Source organism: Geodermatophilus sp. SYSU D00703, assembly GCF_054050155.1.
In genome coordinates this window covers 1-21,730 of the sequence record NZ_JBJGYU010000005.1, presented here as the reverse complement: position 1 = coordinate 21,730, position 21,730 = coordinate 1, and the positions used below count along the sequence as shown (strand labels likewise).

The 21,730-nt window shown below is 75.3% G+C and carries 21 protein-coding genes and 1 pseudogene; 7 read left to right on the top strand and 15 right to left on the bottom strand.

All coding sequences use genetic code 11. The features are described from left to right. Positions 1 to 35: 35 nt before the first annotated feature. The 6 genes from ACI782_RS07865 to ACI782_RS07840 all read right to left on the bottom strand — a co-directional run bounded on the left by ACI782_RS07865 (position 36) and on the right by ACI782_RS07840 (position 5,491). A complete protein-coding gene (locus tag ACI782_RS07865) occupies positions 36 to 1,025 on the bottom strand; it encodes a hypothetical protein (protein ID WP_456907828.1) in 990 nt (329 codons plus the stop codon). Positions 1,026 to 1,179: 154 nt separating this feature from the next. Then, on the bottom strand, positions 1,180 to 2,874 hold the full coding sequence (locus ACI782_RS07860; protein WP_456907826.1) for an FAD-dependent oxidoreductase: 1,695 nt from the start codon (positions 2,872 to 2,874) through the stop codon (positions 1,180 to 1,182). Continuing rightward, positions 2,871 to 3,752 (bottom strand): hypothetical protein, encoded by an 882-nt coding sequence (locus ACI782_RS07855; RefSeq protein ID WP_456907824.1) that lies wholly within the window; start codon positions 3,750 to 3,752, stop codon positions 2,871 to 2,873. The genes ACI782_RS07860 and ACI782_RS07855 overlap by 4 nt, the downstream gene beginning before the upstream one ends. A 123-nt stretch (positions 3,753 to 3,875) precedes the next feature. Beyond that, positions 3,876 to 4,304 (bottom strand): VOC family protein, encoded by a 429-nt coding sequence (locus tag ACI782_RS07850; RefSeq protein WP_456907822.1) that lies wholly within the window; start codon positions 4,302 to 4,304, stop codon positions 3,876 to 3,878. A gap of 49 nt (positions 4,305 to 4,353) precedes the next feature. Next, positions 4,354 to 4,791, bottom strand: a complete 438-nt coding sequence (locus tag ACI782_RS07845) for a helix-turn-helix domain-containing protein (protein WP_456907820.1) — start codon at positions 4,789 to 4,791, stop codon at positions 4,354 to 4,356. Between the two features lie 10 nt (positions 4,792 to 4,801). After that, complete coding sequence (locus ACI782_RS07840; protein WP_456907818.1) at positions 4,802 to 5,491, bottom strand: phosphodiesterase; 690 nt, start codon at positions 5,489 to 5,491, stop codon at positions 4,802 to 4,804. Positions 5,492 to 5,678: 187 nt separating this feature from the next. Between ACI782_RS07840 and ACI782_RS07835 the strand changes: the two genes are divergently transcribed. After that, complete coding sequence (locus tag ACI782_RS07835; protein ID WP_456907816.1) at positions 5,679 to 5,882, top strand: hypothetical protein; 204 nt, start codon at positions 5,679 to 5,681, stop codon at positions 5,880 to 5,882. A gap of 158 nt (positions 5,883 to 6,040) precedes the next feature. Continuing rightward, on the top strand, positions 6,041 to 8,083 hold the full coding sequence (locus tag ACI782_RS07830) for a transglycosylase domain-containing protein (RefSeq protein WP_456907814.1): 2,043 nt from the start codon (positions 6,041 to 6,043) through the stop codon (positions 8,081 to 8,083). A 3-nt stretch (positions 8,084 to 8,086) separates the two neighbouring features. On the opposite strand, the gene ACI782_RS07825 is transcribed toward ACI782_RS07830, so the two are convergent. Genes ACI782_RS07825 through ACI782_RS07815 form a run of 3 tightly spaced genes read right to left on the bottom strand, consistent with a single transcriptional unit; the run spans position 8,087 to position 11,873 of the window. Then, entirely contained in the window at positions 8,087 to 9,706 is a 1,620-nt protein-coding gene (locus tag ACI782_RS07825) for a GMC family oxidoreductase (RefSeq protein ID WP_456907812.1), read from the bottom strand. Next, positions 9,703 to 11,010, bottom strand: a complete 1,308-nt coding sequence (locus tag ACI782_RS07820) for a class I adenylate-forming enzyme family protein (protein ID WP_456907810.1) — start codon at positions 11,008 to 11,010, stop codon at positions 9,703 to 9,705. The genes ACI782_RS07825 and ACI782_RS07820 overlap by 4 nt, the downstream gene beginning before the upstream one ends. After that, positions 11,007 to 11,873 (bottom strand): MBL fold metallo-hydrolase, encoded by an 867-nt coding sequence (locus tag ACI782_RS07815; RefSeq protein WP_456907808.1) that lies wholly within the window; start codon positions 11,871 to 11,873, stop codon positions 11,007 to 11,009. The genes ACI782_RS07820 and ACI782_RS07815 overlap by 4 nt, the downstream gene beginning before the upstream one ends. A gap of 52 nt (positions 11,874 to 11,925) precedes the next feature. Between ACI782_RS07815 and ACI782_RS07810 the strand changes: the two genes are divergently transcribed. Beyond that, entirely contained in the window at positions 11,926 to 12,459 is a 534-nt protein-coding gene (locus ACI782_RS07810; RefSeq protein ID WP_456907806.1) for a hypothetical protein, read from the top strand. Positions 12,460 to 12,544: 85 nt separating this feature from the next. On the opposite strand, the gene ACI782_RS07805 is transcribed toward ACI782_RS07810, so the two are convergent. Both ACI782_RS07805 and ACI782_RS07800 read right to left on the bottom strand, forming a co-directional pair. Further along, complete coding sequence (locus ACI782_RS07805; RefSeq protein ID WP_456907804.1) at positions 12,545 to 13,882, bottom strand: M23 family metallopeptidase; 1,338 nt, start codon at positions 13,880 to 13,882, stop codon at positions 12,545 to 12,547. 222 nt (positions 13,883 to 14,104) lie between these two features. Next, on the bottom strand, positions 14,105 to 15,079 hold the full coding sequence (locus tag ACI782_RS07800) for a sugar ABC transporter substrate-binding protein (protein ID WP_456907802.1): 975 nt from the start codon (positions 15,077 to 15,079) through the stop codon (positions 14,105 to 14,107). 89 nt (positions 15,080 to 15,168) lie between these two features. Between ACI782_RS07800 and ACI782_RS07795 the strand changes: the two genes are divergently transcribed. The 3 genes from ACI782_RS07795 (at position 15,169) to ACI782_RS07785 (ending at position 17,297) form a co-directional block, all read left to right on the top strand. Next, positions 15,169 to 16,233 carry a Glu/Leu/Phe/Val family dehydrogenase gene (locus tag ACI782_RS07795; RefSeq protein ID WP_456907800.1) on the top strand — a complete coding sequence of 355 codons (1,065 nt, stop codon included), beginning with the start codon at positions 15,169 to 15,171 and terminating at the stop codon, positions 16,231 to 16,233. Positions 16,234 to 16,383: 150 nt separating this feature from the next. Continuing rightward, a complete protein-coding gene (locus ACI782_RS07790; protein WP_456907798.1) occupies positions 16,384 to 16,872 on the top strand; it encodes an ester cyclase in 489 nt (162 codons plus the stop codon). Between the two features lie 200 nt (positions 16,873 to 17,072). Continuing rightward, on the top strand, positions 17,073 to 17,297 hold the full coding sequence (locus tag ACI782_RS07785; RefSeq protein ID WP_456907796.1) for a DUF3073 domain-containing protein: 225 nt from the start codon (positions 17,073 to 17,075) through the stop codon (positions 17,295 to 17,297). 181 nt (positions 17,298 to 17,478) lie between these two features. On the opposite strand, the gene purM is transcribed toward ACI782_RS07785, so the two are convergent. Together purM and purF are read right to left on the bottom strand one after the other, a co-directional pair. Further along, the gene (gene purM, locus ACI782_RS07780; protein ID WP_456907794.1) at positions 17,479 to 18,552 is read right to left on the bottom strand and encodes a phosphoribosylformylglycinamidine cyclo-ligase; all 1,074 of its coding nucleotides are present in this window, start codon (positions 18,550 to 18,552) and stop codon (positions 17,479 to 17,481) included. Further along, positions 18,549 to 20,102: an amidophosphoribosyltransferase gene (purF, locus tag ACI782_RS07775; RefSeq protein WP_456907792.1), complete on the bottom strand. Its 1,554-nt coding sequence runs from the start codon at positions 20,100 to 20,102 to the stop codon at positions 18,549 to 18,551. Before purF ends, purM begins: the two co-directional genes overlap by 4 nt. A 140-nt stretch (positions 20,103 to 20,242) precedes the next feature. On the opposite strand from purF, the gene ACI782_RS07770 reads away from it, so the two are divergent. Then, positions 20,243 to 20,887 (top strand): DUF5701 family protein, encoded by a 645-nt coding sequence (locus tag ACI782_RS07770; protein ID WP_456907790.1) that lies wholly within the window; start codon positions 20,243 to 20,245, stop codon positions 20,885 to 20,887. A gap of 3 nt (positions 20,888 to 20,890) precedes the next feature. Here ACI782_RS07770 and ACI782_RS07765 read toward each other — a convergent pair whose 3' ends face one another. Together ACI782_RS07765 and ACI782_RS07760 are read right to left on the bottom strand one after the other, a co-directional pair. Then, a complete protein-coding gene (locus ACI782_RS07765) occupies positions 20,891 to 21,499 on the bottom strand; it encodes an MBL fold metallo-hydrolase (protein WP_456907788.1) in 609 nt (202 codons plus the stop codon). Continuing rightward, positions 21,496 to 21,730, bottom strand: a pseudogene (locus tag ACI782_RS07760) (S-(hydroxymethyl)mycothiol dehydrogenase); the annotation flags it as partial. The pseudogene ACI782_RS07760 and the gene ACI782_RS07765, both read right to left, overlap by 4 nt.

The following is a 21,730-nucleotide window of genomic DNA, read 5'->3' as shown; positions in this document are numbered from 1 at the left end:
CGCCCTCCGGGCCGGGCGACCCAGGCGGCGAGTTCCTAGCGCCCGCGGTCGGCGACGACCTGCGCGTAGACCTGGGTGTGCACGTCCTGGACGGCGGCCCGCTGCTCGGTGCGCCACACCGGGTCGGCCGGCCGCGGCAGGGGCCGGGTCAGCGCGGCCGAGACCGCCGCGTCCAGCGACACCGGGTCGAAGCCGTTCTCCTCGTCGTTGCCGTACGTGACGACGTCGGACCACTGGTCGGCGAACCAGCCGCAGCTGGGCGCGACCACGCGCGTGCCGACGTCCCGGCAGGTCTCCAGGTCCGTGGAGTGCGTGCCGCAGCACTCGGGCAGGACGACGGCGTGCAGCTCCTGCAGCTGCGCGACCCAGGCCTCGGCCTTGCGCGGCAGGTACTCCAGGGTGTCCCCGGCCGCGGGGACCGGCGGCGGCTCGACGCCGTCGTCGAGGAACACCCGCAGCCGTCCGCCGCCGTTCACCGCCCCCGCCAGCGCCGCGCGCACCAGCCCGGCGGGGTCGGGCAGCGCGGGCCCGTAGCCCCGCAGCGGCAGCCCGACCAGGCCGCGCTCGGCGCCCAGCTCGGGCACCGGCGTCGCCACGGAGGGGTGGGCCACGACGATCGCCGTACGGCCGTACCGCGCGGCGATCTCGTCCGCCGCCCCGGGCGTCAGCGTGAGCACGACCTCCGCCGTCGCCAGCAGCGCGGCCAGGTGGGCGTCGTGCCGGCGAGGAGAGGCCTGGGCGGGGTCGCGCAGCTGGTGGACCGTGGCCACCAGCGGCACCCCGGTGCGGCGCACCGTCTCCGTCCAGCTGACCATCTCGTCCTCGGGCAGGTGGCCGAAGCCGCCGTGCACGTGGACGACGTCCACCTCGTCGGCGTGGCCGGCCAGGTAGACCGGGTCGAGCCACGGGCTCGGGTCGTGCGCCGGCCCCACCCGGACGACGCCGGCCGGGAGGACGGCGTCGACGTACGGATCTCCGGCGGGCACGGTCACCACCCGGATCCCCGGCCTGGACTCGGCGCTCACGACGTGCTGTTCCTCCTGCGGCCGCGCGCTGCGACGGCAGGCGGGTGGTCAACGGCGGGTCACGATCCGGCTACCCATGATCCACGTGTCCAACCTGTGACATCACCCTCGGTGCAGGCCTGCACCCGAACGGGTCAGCCGGGGACCGCCCGTCTCAGTGCGCCGCGGGCACCCGGAGGGACGCCAGGTGCGCGTGCACGTGCGTGATCGCCAGCGCGCCCTCGCCCACCGCCGAGGCCACCCGCTTCACCGACCCCGAGCGGACGTCCCCCGCGGCGAACACCCCGGGCGTGCTGGTCTCGAGCAGCGCCGGTGGGCGCTCGAGCGGCTCGTAGAGGGGGAGTTCCCCGCCACCCAGCGCCGGGCCGGTGAGCAGGAAGCCCCAGCGGTCTCTCGCGAGCGTGCCGGCCAGCCAGTCGGTGCGCGGCTCGCTGCCGATGAGCAGGAACAGCACGCCCGTCTCGACCGTCTCCTGGCCCGAGACGACGTCCCGGACGACGAAGGACTCCAGGAAGTCGGTGCCGGTTCCGCCGACGACCTGCACCCCCGGCCGGACGTCGACGTTCGGCAGCGCCTCGAGCTCGCGGATGAGGTAGTCCGACATCGTCTCGGCCAGCCCGGGCCGCCGGACCAGCACCGACACCCGGTCGGCGAAGCGGGACAGGTACACCGCCGCCTGTCCAGCGGAGTTGCCCCCGCCGACGACGAAGACGTGCCGCCCGCGCATGACCGGCGCCTCGCTCACCGCCGTGCCGTAGAACACGCCCCGCCCCACCAGCGCCTCCAGGTCCGGGACGCCGATCCGCCGCCAGCTCGCCCCCAGGGCCAGGACGACCGACTTCGAGCGCACCGACGTCCCGTCGCTGAGGTCGAGCACGTGGAGCCCGTCCTCGCTGCGCAGCGCCTGCGCGTAGCGCATGAAGTGGAACGTGCTGCCGAAGGCCCACGCCTGCTGATAGGAGCTGAACGCCAGCCGGTTGCCGCTGATGCCGGTCGGGAAGCCGGGGTAGTTGCGGATCAGCGAGCTGGTCCCCGCCTGCCCGCCGACGGCCTCGGCCTCGAGCACCAGCGTGGACAGCCCCTCGGACGCCGCGTAGACGCTGGCCCCGAGCCCCGCGGGGCCGGCGCCCACGACGACCAGGTCCCACACCTTCTCGGGGTCCAGCGGCTGGAACAGGCCGAACGCCTCGGCCACCTGGAGGTCCGTCGGGTCCTGCAGGACGGTGTGCTCGGGGTGGAAGCGCAGCACGAGCACCGGCAGCCGGGGGTGGTCGAGGCCCAGGCCGGCCAGGAGGTCGCGACCCTCCAGGCTGTCGGCCTCGTAGAAGCCGGTCGGGATGCGGTTGCGGTTGAGCTGGTCGCGCAGGTGCTGGGCGCGCGGGGACCAGCGGTCGCCGATCATCCGCACCGCCTCCCGGCCGCCGCTGTGCCGGGTCGCCCACTCGTCGAGCACCTCGGTGAGCGCGCAGTGGAACTCCTCGTCGACCTGCTCCTCGGGTGCGTAGACCCACCGGTCGAGCTGGCCCAGGGTCAGCGCCTCGAAGATCGGGCGCGCGGTCTCCCAGGCACCCCAGCGGACGAGCGCCACGGCCAGGGCCTCGGGGTGGCCGGCGTGCAGCGCCCGCAGCACCGCGAGCCCGTCCGGGTCCTCCCGGCCGAAGCCACCGAGGAGCGCGGCCACCGGCGGGGTGCCCCACGCGGTGAGGGCCACCGGCACCTCCTCGGCGACGGTGCAGGCGATGATGACGTAGTCGGCCCCGTAGCGGCGTTTGAGCTCGCGCACCGTGGCCAGCCGGGGCTTCTCGTCCCGGCACACGACGACCAGCGCCCCCTGGTACTCCTCGATCACGCCGGTTCCTCTCCCGGCCGGGGCGCCAGCCGCCAGCCCGCGGCGCCGGTGGCGACCACCGCGACCAGCACGACCGTGAAGACCCAGGCCGCGGGCTCCCCCCAGCGGACCACGCCGGGGAACCGCGCCACCGCCAGCGCCACCAGCAGGCCGAAGACGGTGTAGGCGATCGCCGCCGTCCGCAGCCGCTCGAGGTCCCCGGCGACCGCGGCCAGCGCCGTCGCCACGCCGAAGGCGACCAGCCAGGCGGCCACCACCCGGGCGCTCAGCGGGGCCAGCGACCACGGCCACAGGGCGGTCGCCGTCGCCGGCGCCACGAACAGCAGGGCCCCGACGCCGGCCAGCACCACCGACTCGGCCGCCAGCAGCCCGCGCAGCACCCTCGGCACGGGGTGGCGCGGCGGGGGGTCGGTCCCCGGGGCCTGCTCCTGCGGCACCAGCAGCGCCACCATCGCCAGCGGGACGACGACGTAGACGCCGAGCCAGAACCACGCGGCGGCCCGCGCCGCGAACGGCGATCCGGCGAACTCCGCGGCCAGGTGGAACCGGTCCAGGTGCATCAACGTCGCGGCGAGCGTGACCACGACGAACACGAGGATGGTGAGCAGGGGCACCCGGGTGCGGGCCCACACGCCGTCCCGCAGCGAGAGCACGACCAGCACGCAGCCGGCGGCGTAGCCCGCGCCGAGGAAGGCGGCGGTGAGCGGAGGGTCGATGGTCCACGCGAACGTCTCGCCGGTCCGGTCGGCCAGGACGTAGAGCGACCCCAGCCCGAGCGCCGTGAGGACGGCGAACGCGACGAGCAGCACCCGCATCCCGGGCAGCAGCCGGCGGGGCCGGGCAGTGGGTGGTGCGGCGTGCGTGGCTGAGGCGTCCACAGGACCTCCGTGCGCCTCGGTCCCCCGTCCTCGGTCTCGGACGGGGGCATCGAACCACCGCGTCTCGCCCACTGTCACGGCCTTTCCGCTGCACCGGGCCGTGGCAGGGGGCAGCGACCGACCTCAGGCGAAGTCGGCAGGGGTGAACTCGCGCCGCTCGACGAGCACGAGCCAGTTGCCCGAGTCGTCCCGCATGACCGCCTCGACGCCGTACGGCCGCTCGGCCGGCTCCTGCAGGAAGGTGACGCCCTTCGCCGAGAGCTCCTCGAAGGTCTTCCGGCAGTCGTCGACGGCCAGCCCGAGGCCGCCCATCGCCCCCTTCTCCAACTGGCCGCGGACGAACGCCGCGGCGGCGTCGTCCAGCGGCGGACCGGGGGTCATCAGGGTGACCTCCAGCTCGGGCTGGCTGGGGTGGGCGACGGTCACCCAGCGGAAGCCCTCGCCCATGGTGATGTCCGTGCGCGGCTCGAAGCCGAGGACGTCGACGTAGAAGTCGCGGGCCTTGCCCTGGTCGAGGCAGTAGACGGTGACGAGCGAGATGTTGGTGATCACGTCGTCGACCGTACGGACGACGGCCGGCCCCGGGCTTCTCCCAGATTGCTCAACCGCCGGCGGTCGTCCCGCCGGGGTCCACCACGCCGCGCATGAAGAGGAAGCAGCCCGGGACGTGCGCCCCGCCCCGGGCCGCCCACCGGTCGCGGTAGGCGACCGGCGGCTCCCCGACCAGCTGCCGGAACCGGGAGGAGAACGACCCCAGGCTGGCGAAGCCGACGGCGGTGCAGACCTCGGTCACCGTCAGGTTGGCCGACCGCAGCAGGTCCTGGGCCCGCTCGATCCGCCGGCGGGTGAGGTACCGGATCGGGGTCTCGCCGTAGACGGCCTCGAAGCAGCGCGCGAAGTGGTACTTCGACACGCCGGCCACCCGCGCGAGCCGGTCGAGGTCGAGGTCCTCGGCGAAGTGCCGGTCGACGTGGTCGCGGGCGCGGCGCAGGTGTACCCGGAGCCCGGGAGAGACACCGCGGGTCGCCGTTCCGGTCACCGCCTGCACCCTACGACCGGTCCCGTGCCGCCCGCGCCGCCGCGTAGGCCGGTGCGCGGAACCGGGCCATCGGCCCGTCGGGCACCAGGCCCGGCGGCGGGTTCCGCACTGCGTCGAAGCGCAGGTCCGGGTCGACGGCGTCGCCCGGGCCGAGCAGCCGCAGCCGGCCGAACGGGTGCCACTCCCCGCTCCCCCGCGCGGCCGCGAGGGTGAACGTGGGACGGCGGGCCGCGACGGCCGCCGCGAGGGGGCCGGGCTCGGACGGCAGGGGGCCGGTGTCCGGGTCGGGCAGCGCCGCCAGCAGCACGGTCCCGGCGTCGGAGCGGTAGCCCATGATCGACGAGTAGGGCGCCGCGGCGTCCCGGCGGGGCACCGTCAGCCGCCGCGCCAGCCGGCCCCGGCCCGCGCTGGACAGCAGGAGGTCCACCGGGGAGTCCTCCCCCGGCACCCGCAGCGCGAGGCCGAGCACGTCCGGCAGGGGCGCGGGCAGGCCCGCGCTCCGGGACAGCCGGACCACCGCAGGGTCCTCCGCGCGCGCCGCCAGCCAGGACACCTCCCACCCCGTCGGTCCGCCGGACCGCTCCAGGACCGCGTCGACCACCACGCCGCGGGGGTGCATGGGCTTCCCCGCGCGCCACCGCGCGAGGGCGCCGAGCGGGACCGCGACCGCGCGGCCGGTGAGAAGGGGCAGGTCGGGCACGCGTCCTCCTGTCGACGTCATCGCGGCTGCCCATACCCCGCGGACCCGCGACTCGCGCACCCGTGCACTCTCGCCGACGGCCGGCGTGCGCGTGCGCCGTCAACCGGCACATCCTGTGCAATCCGGGTCTGATGTCCGTCGTCATTCGCCGTGTGGGCCGGACCGGTCCGGTGCCTACTCTCGGTGAGTGCTCACGACGCTCCTGGTGATCGGCGGTGTCCTCGTGGGGCTCGTCGCCCTGCTGGCCCTCATCGTCGCCCTGAGCGGCCGCCCGGCCGGTCGGCGGGCCCCCGCGCGCGGCGGCAGCGCGCCGGGCTGGGTCGCCGACACCGGACGGCGTCACCCCGACGCCTGGGCGGCACCGACGTCGGAGCTGCCGGCGGTCCGCTGACCGCCCCCCAGATCCCGGCGTCCCGGCGGCTGCGGACAGCGCGCCGCCGGGACGCTCCGGTCCATCGCTGATCGACTTCTGCGGAACCGCGTCGTACGGGATGATCGGACCGCGTCGACCCGCTCACTCCGAGTGGGTCGCCGAGGGCGAGGTCATCCATGGTCAGGTCGTCCGGCGCACGCCCCCACCCGCGGCTGCGGGCCCTCGGTCTGCTGTTCCTCGTCCTGCCGCTGGCCGGGGCGCTGGTCGCCGCCGTCCTGTTCCCGTGGGTCGTGGGCCCGGGCATGGCCGCGAGCTCGTCGGCGAACCTGCTGGCGCCCCTGCCGGTCGAGCTGACCGACGCCACGCCCTCGGGCAACACCGTCGTCCTGGCCGCCGACGGCTCGGTGGTCACGTACTTCTACCGGAACAACCGCACTCCGGTGACCGCCGACCAGATCGCCGACGTCATGGAGCAGGCGCTGGTCGACATCGAGGACTCCCGCTTCTACGAGCACAACGGCCTCGACGTCGAGGGGACCCTGCGCGCCGTGGTCCGCAACGCGACCGCCGGCTCGGTGCAGGAGGGCGGGTCGACCATCACGCAGCAGCTGGTCAAGCAGACCCTGTTGCAGACCGCGGTCACGCCCGAGGAGCGGCAGGCGGCCACCGAGCAGACGCTGGGCCGCAAGCTGCGCGAGGCCCGGCTGGCGCTGGCCCTGGAGGAGACCTACACCAAGGAGGAGATCCTCACCCGCTACCTGAACATCGTGTACTTCGGCGAGGGCGCCTACGGGGTGCAGGCGGCGGCCCAGGCCTACTTCGGCGTGAACGCGGCCGACCTGACCCTCCCCCAGGCGGCCGTGCTGGCCGGGCTGGTGCAGAACCCGGCGACCGACAGCCCCCTGGCCGACCCGGAGCAGGGCCGCGAGCGGCGCAACCAGGTGCTCGAGCGCATGCACGAGCTCGGGCACATCAGCGACCAGGAGCTCGCCGACGTCTCGGCCCAGCCGGTGGAGACCAACCCCGTCCCCGCCCCGCCCAACGGCTGCGTCGACGCCGCCATCGGCGGCTTCTTCTGCGACTACCTGCAGCGCCACCTCACGCAGGACCTGGGCATCTCCCAGGAGCGGCTGGAGGACGGCGGGCTGACCATCCGCACCACGCTGCGGCCGGACCTCCAGCGGTCCGGGGACGCCGCGGTGGTGGCCAGCAAGCCCATGGGCGACCCGATCGCCTCGATCTTCACCGCGGTCGAGCCGGGCACCGGGCACGTGCTGGCGATGAGCGTCAACCGGGTCTTCGGCTACGACGCCGACGACCCGGCTCAGGAGTCGGTGAACCTCAACGTGGCCGCCAGCCAGGGTGCGGGCTCGACCTACAAGGTGTTCGTCGCTGCCGCGGCCCTGGAGCGCGGGTTCCCGCCGTCCCACGTGATCACGACGAGCAACCCGTACGTGTCCAGCGTGTACCGCAACAACCAGGCCCCGTACGTGGTCGAGAACGCCAGCCCCAACTTCCCGCCGACCCTGACCATGACCGAGGCGCTGATCCGCTCCTCCAACACCTACTTCGTCGCCCTGGAGGACCAGCTGGGCAGCGTGGAGGGCCCGGTGCGGATGGCCCAGCGGATGGGGATGTTCTCCCTCGATCCGGTGGCCGACGAGATCATCGCCAGGGAGCGCGGCTCCTTCACCCTCGGCGCCGAGGCGACCAGCCCACTCGCGCTGGCGAGCGCCTACTCCACCCTTGGCGCGAACGGCACCCAGTGCGACCCCACTCCGGTCACCGAGGTCCTGGATCGTGACGGGCAGCCGCTCACCCGGGACGACGGGTCGCCGGTGCCCACCGGGGACTCCTGCACCCCCGAGGCCGTGCCCCCGGCGGTCGCGACCACGCTCAACCAGATCCTGGTCGGCGACACCGCGCTGCCCATCGGCACCGGCACCAACGCCGCCATCCCCGGCCACCAGATCGCCGCCAAGACCGGCACCAGCCAGGACCGCTTCTCGGTCGCCTTCGTCGGCTACACCCCGGAGTACGCGGGCAGCGTCATGCTGCTCAACCCGAAGCAGAACCAGGACGTCGGCGGGTTCGGCGGCGGCCTGGCCGCGCCGGTCTGGCGCGCCGCGATGCTGCCGATCCTGACCGCCGGGCCGCCCGCCCTCTTCCCGCCGCCGGGCATCCCGCTGCCGCCGCCGCCCCCGCCGCCGCCGGCCTGAGGGTCACGCGCCGGTCACCAGCTCCGCGGCCCGCTCGCCGATCATCACCGCGGTCGCGGCCGGCCCGCGCGAGGTCACGCGCGGCATGACCGAGGTGTCCACGACCCGCAGCCCCTCGACCCCGCGGACCCGCAGGTGCTGGTCGACGACCGCCCCGAGGTCGCTCTCCGGCCCCATCCGCGCCGTCCCGGCCAGGTGCACCGCGGTGGCCAGGTGCCTGCGGACCCAGCGGTCGAGCTCGCGGTCGTCGGCCAGGACGTCGTCGGGCAGGCCGGTCCGCTCGGCGACCAGCGGCGCCAGCGACGGCGTCCGCAGCAGCTCGGCCGCCAACCGCACCACCTGGCGCATCCGCCGGCGGTCGGACTCCTCGGTCAGGTACCGGTACTCGATCCGCGGCTGGACGGCGGGGTCGGTGGAGGTCAGCGTCAGCAGGCCGCGGCTGTCCTCGGCCTGCAGCGCGACGCCGACGAAGAGGTCGTCCCGGCGCCGGGCGGTGTCGAGCAGCCGGTGCAGGGACGCGCCCCGCAGCGCGCGCACGGTGCTGACCGGGCGGCGCAGCGCGCCGGCGAGCCCCGCGGAGGTGCGGCTGACCATCACCCGGCTGAACGGCTTGAGCCAGGGCAGCACCTCCAGGTCGCCGGGGGTGGCCGACCCGTCGGCGGTGGTGTGCAGGACGCCGTGCAGCGGGTGCAGGTCACGCGGCATGGGCAGCCGGCGCGCGGGCCGGTAGGTGACGTACAGGTCGGGGTGGTCGGTGCAGTCGGCGCCCACGCCGGGGACGTCGGCCACCACGTCGATGCCCAGCGCCCGCAGCTGGTCGGCCGGCCCGATGCCCGAGAGCAGCAGCAGCTGCGGGGAGCCGACGGCGCCGGCGCTGAGCACCACCTCCCCGGCCCGGACCACCCCGTCGGCGGTCTCCACGCCCACCGCGCGGCCGCCCTCCACCACCACCCGCCGCACGTGCACGCCCCCGCGGACGGTGAGCCCGGGGCGCCCGCGCCGAGGCGAGAGGTAGGCCATGGCCGTGTTGGTCCGCACACCGCCGGCGACGTTGAGGGGGACGGGTCCGTAGCCGGGCGGGGCGTCGCCGTTCTTGTCCGGCTCGGCGGGGAAGCCGAGGTAGGCGGCGGCGCCCGCGAAGGCGTCGGCGAGCGGGTGCCGGGCGGACGGCCGGCGCACCGGCACGGGGCCGCCGCGGCCGTGGCCGGGGCGGCCGCCGCAGTCGGCGTCGTCCTCCAGCCGCACGAACGCCGGCAGGACGGCGTCGGCGGACCACAGGTCGTTGCCGGCGGCCGCCCAGCCGTCGAAGTCGGTCCGGGTGCCGCGGATGAAGTAGCCGCCGTTGACCGCGCTGGACCCGCCGACGACCCGGCCGCGGGGCACCGGGAACGTGACCTCCTCGGTGAGGACGCCGGTGAGGTCCCAGTTGGCCGGGTGCCCGGGCACGGCGGCGCCCATGGTGGCGGCGTCCCGCAGGACGGGCGGGAAGTCCTCGGGCCGGGCGTGGTCGGCCCCGGCCTCGAGCACGAGCACGCGGCGCCCGGCGTCGGCCAGTCGCGCGGCCAGCGGGGCACCCGACGTCCCCGCGCCGACCACGACGACGTCCCACTCCGGTGTCGTCACAGGCCGAGCAGCGCCGGCAGGTCCAGCCGGCGCACCTTCCCCGTCGACGTGCGCGGCAGCTCGGCGACCGGGTGCAGGCTCTTGGGCCGCTTCGCCGGGCTCAGCCGCTCGCGGGCCCAGGCGCCGAGGTCGGCGGGGTCGGCGGTGCCCACGTAGGCGGCCACCACGCGCTGTCCCCACTGCTCGTCGGGCACCCCCACGACCGCGCTCTCGACGACGCCGGGGTGGGCGTCGAGGACCGCCTCCACCTCGGCCGGGTAGACGTTGACCCCGCCGGAGATGACCAGGTCCTCGCGGCGGCCGTCGAGCCACACCACGCCGTCGTCGTCCACCCGGCCCAGGTCGCCGACGGTGACCCGGTCCCCCCGCCAGGCGGCCGCGGTCTTCTCGGGCGCCCGCCAGTACTCGAAGCGGGCCCACCCGGGCACGGCGCACCACAGCTGGCCGCGGTCGTCGGTCTCGAGCCGACGTCCGGGCCGGGCGCGGCCCACGCTGCCGGGGTGCGCCCGCCAGTCCTCCGGCGAGCACACCGTGAACTGGGCCTCGGTGGATCCGTAGAACTCCCACACGCTGCCCTCGGGCAGCGCGGCCAGCACCGCGCGCTTGAGCGGCTCGGGGCAGGGCGCCCCGGCGTGCACCAGCCGCCGGAACGACGACCAGTCGACGTCGTCGCGCGCGGTCAGCCGCTGCAGGTGGGTGGGCACGCAGAACGCCGTCGTCGGCCGCAGCGTGCTGATCACCCGGGCGGCGCGGTTGGCGTCGAAGGGGCCGGGGAGCAGCACCTCCCCGCCGGCCAGCAGCGTGTGGACGGCGAACCGCAGCGGCGCCGAGTGGTGCAGCGGGGAGAGGACCAGGTGCCGGTCGCTCCCGTCGAAGCCCCACAGGTCGATCTCCTCCGCGGCCAGCGCGCGGGCGTCGTCCTCGGCGAGCACCCCCGACCACACGCCCTTGCGCCGGCCGGTGGTGCCCGACGTGTAGTGCATCGGCCGGGCCAGCGGCACGTCGGCGAGGTCGGCCTCGTCGGTGCCGGCCAGCAGCCGCGCGGGGTCCCCGCCGACGTCGAGGGCGGGGCCGGCGTCCTCGGCCAGCGCGGCCCGCTCGGCCGCGGGCAGGGCGGGGTCGAGCACGACCGGGACGACCCCGGTGCGCAGCGCGCCCAGGACCACGGCCAGCAGCGCCGGCGACGACGCGGCCGACACCAGCAGCCGGTCCCCCGCCCGCAGGCCCGCCGTCCGCAGCGCCGCGGCGGCGCGCCGCTGGTCCCGCTCGCTGCCGGCCGCGGTCACGAGCGGCACCTCGGTCACGGCAACGCCACCCGGTCCCCGTCGAGCACCACGTGCCCCTCGGCGGCGAGCTTGTCCAGGGTCGCCCGGGTCGACTGCGCGGCAGCCGGCCACACCTCGCGGGGCACGTCGGCGTAGACGTCGGCGACGAGCTGGTCCACCGTCCGGGCGCCGCGCACCATCGCGGCCAGCAGCTGGCTCTCCCGGAACCTCCGGTGGGCGAGGTAGAAGTCGAGGACCGCCCCCGGGTCCTCGGTGAGCTCCGGCCCGTGGCCGCAGTACAGCGCGCTCGGGCCGAGGTCGTGCACCCGGCGCAAGGACTCCAGGTAGGCCAGCACGTCCCCCTCGGGGTGGGTGACCACCGACGTGCCCCGGCCGAGCACGTGGTCGCCGACGAGCACCGCCCCCGACTCCAGCCGGAAGGCCAGGTGGTCCGCGGTGTGCCCGGGCGTGGGGACGACGCCGATCGCCGTACCGGCCATCGGCAGCCGCTCCCCGGGTGCCAGGACCCGCCCCGCGGGCCCGGCGACGCGGGCGTCGGCGGCCGCGACCGGGGCCCCGAACCGCGCTCCCCACGGCAGCGCGGCCTCGGCGTGGTCGCCGTGGTGGTGGGTGACGAGGACCGCGACGCAGCGGGCGTCCCGGCCGGCCAGCGCCGCCTCGACCGCGGCGAGGTGCGCCGGGTCGTCGGGTCCGGGGTCGACGAGCACCGCCTGCCCGCTGCTGGGGGCGCCCACCACGTAGGTGTTGGTGCCGTCGAGGGTCATCGGCGAGGGGTTGGGCGCGAGCACGCGGGTCACCAGCGGTTCGAGCTCCGCCGTCCGCGGCATGGCGCCCGGCGCCGGGAGGTCCCACGTCGCGCGCGGGTCGGCCGGGATACGCACGTCCGGCACGGTAGCCGCGCCGCCCCGACCCGGCGCGGATACGGTGCCGCCCATGCGTTCGCCCGCCACCCTGTTCCGGTCCGCCGTCGCGACGGCCGCCGCCGTCGTCCTGCTCACCGCCTGCGGCGGGTCGGGGGACGACGAGCCGGCCGCCTCGTCGAGCTCCGCCGCCCCGAGCTCGACCAGCGCCTCCGCCGAGGCCGAGCCTCGCGGCACCGCGACGCCGGACCCCGCCGCCGTGGAGTTCTGCGACCAGGTGCAGGCGGCCTTCGCCGATCTCGAGACGACCCTGGGCAACGCCAGCCCCGCCGAGGTGGCCGGCCGGCTGCCCGAGGTGGTCTCCCGCCTCGAGGCGGTCGAGGCACCTGCCGACATCGCGCCGTCGTGGAACGCGATGCTCGACGGGTTGCGCCGACTCGGCGCGACCGCCGGCACGCTGGACCTGAGCACCCCCGAGGGCCAGGCGGAGTTCAACGCGGCCGAGCAGCAGGTGACCCAGGAGCTCGGCGCCGCCCAGGCCGACCTCACGACCTACGTCGCGTCGAACTGCGACCTCGCCTCGGCCACCCCCGCACCGGCCACCTGAGGAAGGACCCCGTCCTCCTCACCGCTCGCAGGCTCGCGGCGAGCCTCTGGACGGGGCCGTGGCGGGATACGGCAGGGGGCCTGGGTCAGCAGCCGCTGATGGCGACCCCGCGGGAGCGCATCCACGGCACCGGGTCGACCTGGCTGCCGTACATGGCACCGCTGGGGTGCACCTCGAAGTGCAGGTGCGGGCCGGTGGACTGGCCGCGGTTGCCGACCTCGGCGATCTGCTCGCCGGCGACCACGCGCTCGCCCGCGCTGACGAAGTAGCGGTTGACGTGGCCGTAGACGGTGACCGCGCCGTCGTCCCCGCGGATGTAGACCGCGTAGCCGAAGCCGGTCGCGGTGCCGGCCCGCTGGACGATGCCGGAGTGGGCCGCGTAGATCGGCGTACCGATCGGGGCGGCGATGTCCACGCCGCCGTGCAGGGCGCCCCAGCGCCAGCCGAAGCAGCTGGAGGTGCGGCCGGACGTCGGCTTCACGTACGGGCCGGAGCCGCCCGAGGAGCCCCTGCCCGGCGAGGGGCTGCTGGCCTGCTGCCGCGCCTCGGCGGCCTGCCGGGCGGCCTCCTGCTCGGCGCGGCGGGCGGCCTCGGCGGCCGCGGCCTCCTCCGCCGCCTTCTGCTGCTGCCACGCCTGGAAGGCATCCCGTGCCCCCTGCAGCCGCAGCAGCTCGATCTGCGCGGCCTGCAGCTGCTGGTCGTACTCGGCCTTCTGCGCCGACACCTGCTCGTAGGCGTTCTGCTGGGCGGCCAGCTGGCTGTCGGCGGTGGCCTTCGCCGCGGCGGCGGCCTCCTCCAGCTCGGCCATCCGGTCGCGCGCGGCGCGGGCCTGGGAGTCGGCGTTGGCCTGCCGCACCTGGGCGACCTCGAGTTGCCCGAGGACGTCGAGCTGGTTCTCCGAGACGTAGTCGAGCATCGCGGCCCGCTCGACGAGCTCGGCCGGGCCGTCGGCGTCCAGCAGGACCGCGGCACCGGAGAGGGTGCTGCCGTTCATGTAGCTGTCCCGGGAGAAGCCGGCGATGCGGGACTCGGCCGCCTCGACGGCCTCGGTGGCCTCCGCCAGCTCCGCGGCGGTGCGCTCGGCCTCCTCCTGGGCCTCGTCCAGCGCCTCCTCGGCGGCGAGGTAGGCAGCACCCGCGGCCTCGGCCTGGACGGCGTAGCGCTCGAGCTCCGCCTCGGCCTCGGCGACCAGGCCGGCGATGCGGCCCACCTCCGCGGCGGCGGCGTCCTGGGCCGACCGGGCGGACCCGAGCTCGGCGTCGGTGGGGTTGGGCGGCGGCTCCGGCACGGCCCCGGCGGGGACGGCGCCGCCCACGAGCACCGCACCGGTGACCGCGCCGGCCAGCAGCGTCCGGACGACCCCGGCGCGCGCCCGCGAGCGGAGCGTTCCGGACGCGCACCGGCGAGGGTGGCTGTGCAGCACTGGTCGCTCCCTGGGGAAGAGGGCGGCGGAGGAACCGGGGCAGCGTCGCAGCGCCGCACGCGGCGACAAAGGCAACACGCGGCACAGTCGTCACACTGTGCTCACGAGGACCCCGCTTCCTCTCCTGTCCCTCTCGTTGTCGTCACTCTCAGGGGTGACCTTGAGGGCTCGGCGCGACTTTCTGCGCGGCCCCCGGGTGATGGACGCCACGCCGCGCCAGGCTCAGCGGGTGCCGGCCGCGGCGAGGCCGGCGATCTCGTCGACGTTGGCCGCGTCGACGATGCCGGGCCCGGTGAGGACCGGCTGCCCACCGCCCACGGTGTTGAGGTTCTCCGCGTACAGCTTGAGCATCACGATCGGCAGGTAGCCCTGCTCGTACGGCTGCTGGTCGACGGCGAAGGAGACGTCACCGGCCTGGATGCCGCGGATGACGTCCTCGTTGAGGTCGAACGTGGCGACCTCCGCCTCCGAGCGGGCGTCGGAGACGGCAGCGACGGCCACCGCGGCGACCGCCGAGTTGAGCGTGAGGACGCCGTCGATGCCCGGGTCGCTCTGCAACCGGGAGGTGATCGCCGACTGCGCCGCCTGCAGGTCGTTGACGTCCACCTGCAGCGGGGTCAGCGCCGTCCCCAGCCCCTCCGCCGCGCCCGCGCAGCGCTCCTCGAGACCGGTGTTGCCGGCCTCGTGGACGACGCACAGCACGTTGCGCCGCCCGTCCGCGGCCAGCCGCTCACCGGCACCCCGACCGGCGACGGTCTCGTCCTGCCCGACGTGCCCGATGGCGCCGAACTCGGCCGAGCGGTCCCCGCCGGAGTTGATCGTGACCACCGGGATGCCCGCCGCCACGGCGGCCTCGACGGAGTCCTGCAGCGCGGCGGGGTTGGCCATCGAGACCACGATCCCGTCGACGTCCTGGTTGACCGCGGCGTCGACGATCTGCGACTGCCGCTGCGGGTCGCCGTCGCCCTGGTAGTCCACCGACACGCCGAGGTCCTCCCCCGCGGCCTCGGCGCCGTTCTGGACGACGTCCCAGAAGGCGTCGCCCGCCGAACCGTGGGTGACCACCGCGACGGTGAGCCCGCCGCCGGCACCCCCGCCCGCGCCGTTCCCGCCGTCGCCGTCCCCGCTGCCGGTGCAGCCGGCCAAGAGCAGCGGCGTGGCGACGGTGAGCGCGAGCAGTCGCGAGGGTGCGGCCAAGGCGGGGCGTCCTCCGTGCAGGGGTGCGACCTCCCGATCATGCCCGTGGGCCGCCGGTCGCGCCGTCCCCGTCGTTCTACGCTCGTGACGTGGACGTTCTCGGCTCCGGGCACGAACAGGTCGTCTTCTGCTCCGACCCGGGATCCGGGCTGCGCGCGATCATCGCCATCTACTCGACGGCGCTGGGACCGGCGCTGGGCGGCACGCGGTTCTACCCCTATCCCAGCGAGGAGGCCGCCGTCGCCGACGCGCTGGCCCTGTCCAAGGCGATGGCCTACAAGAACAGCCTGGCCGGCCTCGACCTCGGCGGCGGCAAGGCGGTCATCATCGGCGACCCGCGCCGGGACAAGACCGAGGCCCTGCTGCGGGCCTACGGCCGGTTCGTCGAGTCGCTGGGCGGCCGGTACCTGACCGCGTGCGACGTCGGCACCTACAACGCCGACCTCGACGTCGTGGCCCGGGAGACCCGGTACGCGCACGGCCGGTCAGAGGCCCACGGCGGCTGCGGCGACTCCTCGGTTCTCACCGCCCACGGCGTCTTCCAGGGCATGCGCGCGGCTGCCCAGCACCGGTGGGGCAAGCCGTCCCTGGCCGGCCGCACCGTCGCCGTGGCCGGCGTCGGCAAGGTGGGCAGCTGGCTGGTCGACCGGCTGGTCCAGGACGGCGCCGACGTGGTCGTCACCGACGTCGACGCGGCCGCGGTGGAGCGGGTGCTCGCCCGCCACCCCGGGGTGGACGCCGTCGCCGACACCGCGGCGCTGGTCCGCACGCCGTCCGACGTGTACGCCCCCTGCGCGCTGGGCGGCGCCCTCGACGACGAGACGGTGTCGGTCCTGGAGGCCGAGATCGTCTGCGGCGGCGCCAACAACCAGCTGGCGCACGACGGGATCGCCGAGCAGCTGGTGCGCCGCGGCATCCTGTACGCCCCCGACTACCTGGTGAACGCCGGCGGGGTGATCCAGGTGGAGGACGAGCGGCACGGGTTCTCCTTCCCCCGCGCCGAGGCCAAGGCCGCCGGCATCTTCGACGTCGCGCTGCGGGTCTTCCGCACCGCCGATGAGCAGGGCGTCTCCCCCGCGGTGGCCGCCGACCGCCTCGCCGAGGAGCGCATGGCCGCCGTCGGCCGGCTGGCCACCATCCGCCTCCCGCGCTGAGCCGCCCGGCCCGGGCGCCCGCCCGGGCCGTTCGCCCCTGTCCGGCGCCGCGGTGCGGCCGGATCGTGGGGCGTCGGCGTCCCGCAGGCGCGGAGCCGGTCCGGTACGCGCAGCTCGCGGGAGCGCCGGCCGACCACTGGGGGCACCACCATGGGACGAGCCCGTGAGGTCATGGACCAGATCACCGACGCGGTCATCCACGCGGACGCCGACGCGCTGCGCAGGCTGTACGCGGACGACGCCGTCGCCGACTCCCCCGACGTGGGCCGGATCGAGGGCGGCGCGGCCATCGTCGAGTACGTCATGGCGCTCCGGCGTGCCGTCCCCGACCTGACGTGGGAGGCCCGGAACCAGTACGAGACCGAGGACACCGCCGTCGACGAGGGCTGGCTCGTCGGCACGCACACCGAGCCGCTCGCCTCACCCGAGGGTGAGATCCCGCCCACGGGCCGACCCCTCCGCCTGCGCGAGTGCGACGTCCTCACCGTGCGCGGCGGCCGGGCCGTGGAGCACCACTTCTACTTCGACCAGATGGAGTTCGCCGTCCAGCTCGGGCTGGTCAGCACCGGTGCGGACGCCGCCGCGGTGCCGGAGCCGCGGACGTCCGCCGACCAGGCCGACCGCACGCGGGCACGCTGATCCACCGTCCCCGGCGGGGGTCGAGGACGGTCCGTTCCGTCCGCGTGCGCCCCGCTCGGGGGACAGCGAGGGGAGACCCGTGCTCGCCGTCGATCCGTGTCGTAAGCTCGGAACAGACACAGTCACTCAGTCGGGGTCGCCACGCGGGCCGTCCAGCCCGGAGCTGGGCTCCCGTACTCCGTAACGAGGGGGTCGAGCCGATGGGGCGCGGCCGAGCGAAGGCCAAGCAGACACGCGTGGCCCGTGAGCTCAAGTACAGCTCACCGAACACCGACCTCTCCGCGCTGCAGCGCGAGCTGGCCGGGTCACCGTCTCCGTACACCCGTTCCCGGGCCAAGACGGACGACGACGAGGACGACGACGAGTACACCGACCGCTGGGCAGCGGACGACGACACGGACGACGACTGGGCAGCCAGTCGTTGACCGTCGCCTGAGCCGCACGGTCTGACGCGACGACACCGCCTCCTCCACGGGGAGCCGCGGTGTCGTCGCGTGCCGTCCGGCCGCCGGAGGCCCCGTGCCGAGGCTCGCGCCGAGCTTCCCGGTGGCCCCGTCCCGAGGTTGGCCCCGAGCCCTGCGAGGGGTGAGGAGGACGGGTCCTTCTTCAGCGGTAGGAGCCCACCAGGCGGGCGGCGTCGTCCTCCGAGCGGGGACCCACGGTGCCGGCGACCCAGGCCGGGACGCCCCGGTCGGTCAGCGTCCCGACGACGCCGTCGGCGACGTCGGCCGCCACGACGGCGACCATGCCGACCCCGCAGTTGAACGCGCGCTCGGACTCCGTCCGCGGCACGCCGTGTTCCTCGAGCAGGTGGACGGCGGCCGGGAGCGCCCACGTGCCCCGGTCCAGCACGGCCGCCAGCCCGTCCGGGACGACGCGGGCGGTGTTGCCCGCCAGCCCGCCGCCGGTGACGTGCGCGTAGGCGTGCACGCCCTCGACCCCGTACTCCTGCACCAGCGCCAGGCAGTCCAGCGCGTAGATGCGCGTCGGCTCCAGCAGTTCCTCGCCCAGCGGGCGGGACAGTCCGGCCGGGGTCGCGGTGAGGTCCAGGCCCGCGGCGGCCACCACCCGGCGCACCAGCGAGTAGCCGTTGGAGTGGAACCCGCTCGACGCCATCGCGACGACGACGTCCCCCTCCCGGACCCGCTCCGGGCCCAGCACCGCGTCGGCCTCCACGACGCCCACGGCGGTCGCGGCCAGGTCGTAGTCGTCGGGGGCCATCAGGTCACCGTGCTCGGCGGTCTCGCCGCCGACCAGGGCCGCGCCGGCGAGCGTGCAGCCGGTGGCGATGCCGGTGACGATCGCCGCGATGCGCTCGGGGACGACCCGGCCGCAGGCCACGTAGTCCTGCAGGAACAGCGGCTCGGCGCCACAGGCCACGAGGTCGTCGACGACCATGGCGACCAGGTCGATGCCGACGGTGTCGTGCCGGTCGAGGGCGCGGGCCAGCGCGATCTTGGTGCCCACGCCGTCGGTGGAGGAGGCCAGCAGCGGCCTGCGGTGGCGGGTGGTGTCGAGCGCGAACAGCCCGGCGAAGCCCCCGAGGCCGCCCACCACCTCGGGGCGGTTGGTCTTCTCGACCGCCGACCGCATCAGCGTGACCGCCCGCTCGCCGGCGTCGATGTCGACGCCGGAGTCGGCGTAGGTGAACCGGTTCTCGGCCGACCCGGACGCGGTCACGGGCGGGTCAGGGCGTCGTCCGCGCCGCCGGGAACGGTGGCGCTGCCGGCCTGCTGACCGGTCCACCCGGTGACCGCCCGGGACTCGTCGACCCGGCGCTCGATGCCCTCGAGGACGTGCTTACCGAGGACCTCGCTCTCGCCCAGCGCGATCGGGTACTGGCCGGTGAAGCACGCGGTGCACAGCCGGGTGACCGGCTGCTCCGTGGCGGCGATCAGGCCCTGCTCGGAGACGTAGCCGAGGGAGTCGGCGTTGATCGAGGCCCGCACCCCGTCGACGTCCAGGCCGTTGGCGATCAGCTCGGCGCGGCTGGCGAAGTCGATGCCGTAGAAGCACGGCCACTTCACCGGCGGCGAGGAGATGCGCACGTGCACCTCGACCGCGCCGGCCTCGCGCAGCATGCGGATCAGCGCCCGCTGGGTGTTGCCCCGCACGATCGAGTCGTCGACCACGACCAGCCGCTTGCCGCGGATGACGTCGCGCAGCGGGTTGAGCTTGAGCCGGATGCCGAGCTGCCGGATGGTCTGGCTCGGCTGGATGAAGGTGCGGCCCACGTAGGAGTTCTTGACCAGGCCCAGCCCGTAGGGGATGCCGGAGGCCTCGGCGTACCCGACCGCGGCGGGGGTCCCCGACTCGGGCACCGGGATCACCAGGTCGGCGTCGGCGGGGTGCTCCTTGGCCAGCCGCCGGCCGATCTCGACGCGGGCCGCGTGCACGCCGCGCCCGGCGATCGTGGTGTCGGGGCGGGCGAGGTAGACGTACTCGAAGACGCAGCCCTTGGGCTCGGCGGGCGCGAAGTGCTGGCTGCGCAGCCCGTCCTCGTCGATGGCCAGCAGCTCACCGGGCTCGACCTCGCGGACGAACGAGGCGCCGACGATGTCCAGCGCCGCGGTCTCGCTGGCCACGACCCAGCCGCGCTCCAGGCGGCCGAGCACCAGCGGGCGGACGCCCTGCGGGTCCCGTGCCGCGTAGAGGGTGCTCTCGTCCATGAAGGCGAAGCTGAACGCCCCGCGCAGCTGCGGCAGCACCTGCATCGCCGCGGCCTCGACGGAGAGGTCCTGGTGCGCCGCGATCAGCGCGGTCACCAGGTCGGAGTCGGTGGTGGAGGTGAACGCGCCCGGGACGCCGGCGTCCGCGGCCTTGGTGGCCAGCTCGGCGGTGTTCACCAGGTTGCCGTTGTGGCACAGGGCCAGCCCGGTGCCGGCCTCCGTCGTCCGGAAGGTGGGCTGGGCGTTCTCCCACGTCGAGGCGCCGGTCGTCGAGTAGCGGGTGTGGCCCACGGCGATGTGCCCCCGGAGGCTGCCCAGGGTGGCCTCGTCGAAGACCTGGCTGACCAGCCCGAGGTCCTTGTAGACGACGACCGAGGCGCCGTCGGAGACCGCGATGCCCGCGGCCTCCTGGCCGCGGTGCTGCAGGGCGTAGAGACCGAAGTAGGTGAGCTTGGCGACCTCCTCCCCCGGCGCCCAGACACCGAAGACGCCGCAGGCGTCCTGGGGACCGGGAGAGTGGGGATCGAGGTCGTGCGTCAGCCGTCCATCACCGCGGGGCACGTCTCCACGGTACCGGGGCGGCGACCGCTCCCCGCGATCCGCGGGGTGACCGTGCCCACGTCCGCCGCACCCCGGGGGAACCGGGACGGTGCCCGGCGCGTTGACCTCCGGCTGCGTCGTCCGCCGTCCCGGAGGTGCCCGTGACCGCCGTCCTGCTCGCTCTCCCGTCCGCCGCCGACCAGGCCGAGCGGCTGGTCGCGCTCGGCGCGCACGAGGTCGCGGGGCTGTCCGCCGGTGAGCTGCGCGAGACCGCCGCCCAGGTGCGCGAGCCGGGGGCGCTGCTGGTGCTCGACCCCGGCCGGGCGCCGGCCTCGGCGCTGGCTCCGCTGCTCGAGCGCGACGGCAGGCCGGGGTTCGTGGTGGCCGACATGACCGACGTCGACGCCTTCTCCCCGATCGAGCAGGTCGACCTGCCCGGCGGCGACGTCTACCTGGTCGAGGGCCTCGACCGCGGCGACGCGATGGCCAACTGGAGCCCCGACGAGGCGCTGCCGGCGATCACCGGCGCCGGCCGGACCCCGCTGACCCTGACCGAGGGCATCCACTGGCTGCTGCAGTGTCCGGAGGTGCTCGACCGCAACCACTGCTTCATGACGATCGGCTCGCGGCTGCGGAAGGCCGGCGGGCGGCTCGACGCGCGGACCCCGGCGCTGTGGATCAGCAACGGGACCGGCCGGGACGGCCGTGCGCGCCGGGACGCACCGAAGGTCGGCTGGTGCTGGGCCGGCAACCGGCACACGTGGCTGGGCTTCGCCTCCGCCCAGCGACGTGTGCCGGTCGCATGAACCTCAGTCGATGTTCTGCATCTCCGCGGCGATCATCGTGTCGTCGCCGTGGCCGGTCCTGACCACGGTGTCGCCGTGCAGGCTCATCAGCCGCGACCGGATCGACTCGAGGATCGTCGGCTTGTCGCTGTAGGACCGCCCGGTGGCCCCGGGACCGCCGCAGAACAGCGTGTCGCCGGTGAACACCGTGTTCAGGTCGGGCGCGTGCAGGCACGTGCTGCCCGGCGAGTGGCCGGGCGTGTGCAGCGCTGTCAGCGTCGCCCCGGCGACCTCGAACCGGGTGCCCTCGCCGAGCTCCTCGTCCGGGGCGGTGTCGGGGTGGACGACGTCCCACAGCATCCGGTCGGCGGGGTTGAACCAGATCGGCGCGCCGGTGGCCTCGCGCAGCGCCACCGCGGCGGTGATGTGGTCGTTGTGCCCGTGGGTGAGCACGATCGCCCGCACGGTGCGGCCGCCGATCGCCTCGACGATCGGCTCGGCGCGGTGCGGGGCGTCGATGACGAGCACCTCGCTGTCGTCGCCGACCAGCCAGACGTTGTTGTCGACGTCGAAGTCCTGCCCGTCGAGGCTGAAGACCCCGCTGACGACGGTCTTGTCGATCCGGGCCGTCACTTGAACACCACGACGCTTCGCAGCACGTCGCCGTGGTGCATCTTCTCGAAGGCCGACTCCACGTCGTCGATGCCGATCGTCTCGGAGACGAACGCGTCGAGGTCGAAGCGGCCCTGCAGGTACAGGTCGATGAGCATCGGGAAGTCGCGGGAGGGCAGGCAGTCGCCGTACCAGGAGGACTTCGTCGCCCCACCGCGGCCGAAGACCTCGATCAGCGGCAGGGTGATCTCC

Coding starts and splice junctions, on each gene's coding strand:
- ACI782_RS07785 (WP_456907796.1), top strand. CDS start 17,073: ATGGGGCGCGGCCGAGCGAAGGCCAAGCAGACACGCGTGGCCCGTGAG.
- ACI782_RS07790 (WP_456907798.1), top strand. CDS start 16,384: ATGGGACGAGCCCGTGAGGTCATGGACCAGATCACCGACGCGGTCATC.
- ACI782_RS07830 (WP_456907814.1), top strand. CDS start 6,041: ATGGTCAGGTCGTCCGGCGCACGCCCCCACCCGCGGCTGCGGGCCCTC.
- ACI782_RS07810 (WP_456907806.1), top strand. CDS start 11,926: ATGCGTTCGCCCGCCACCCTGTTCCGGTCCGCCGTCGCGACGGCCGCC.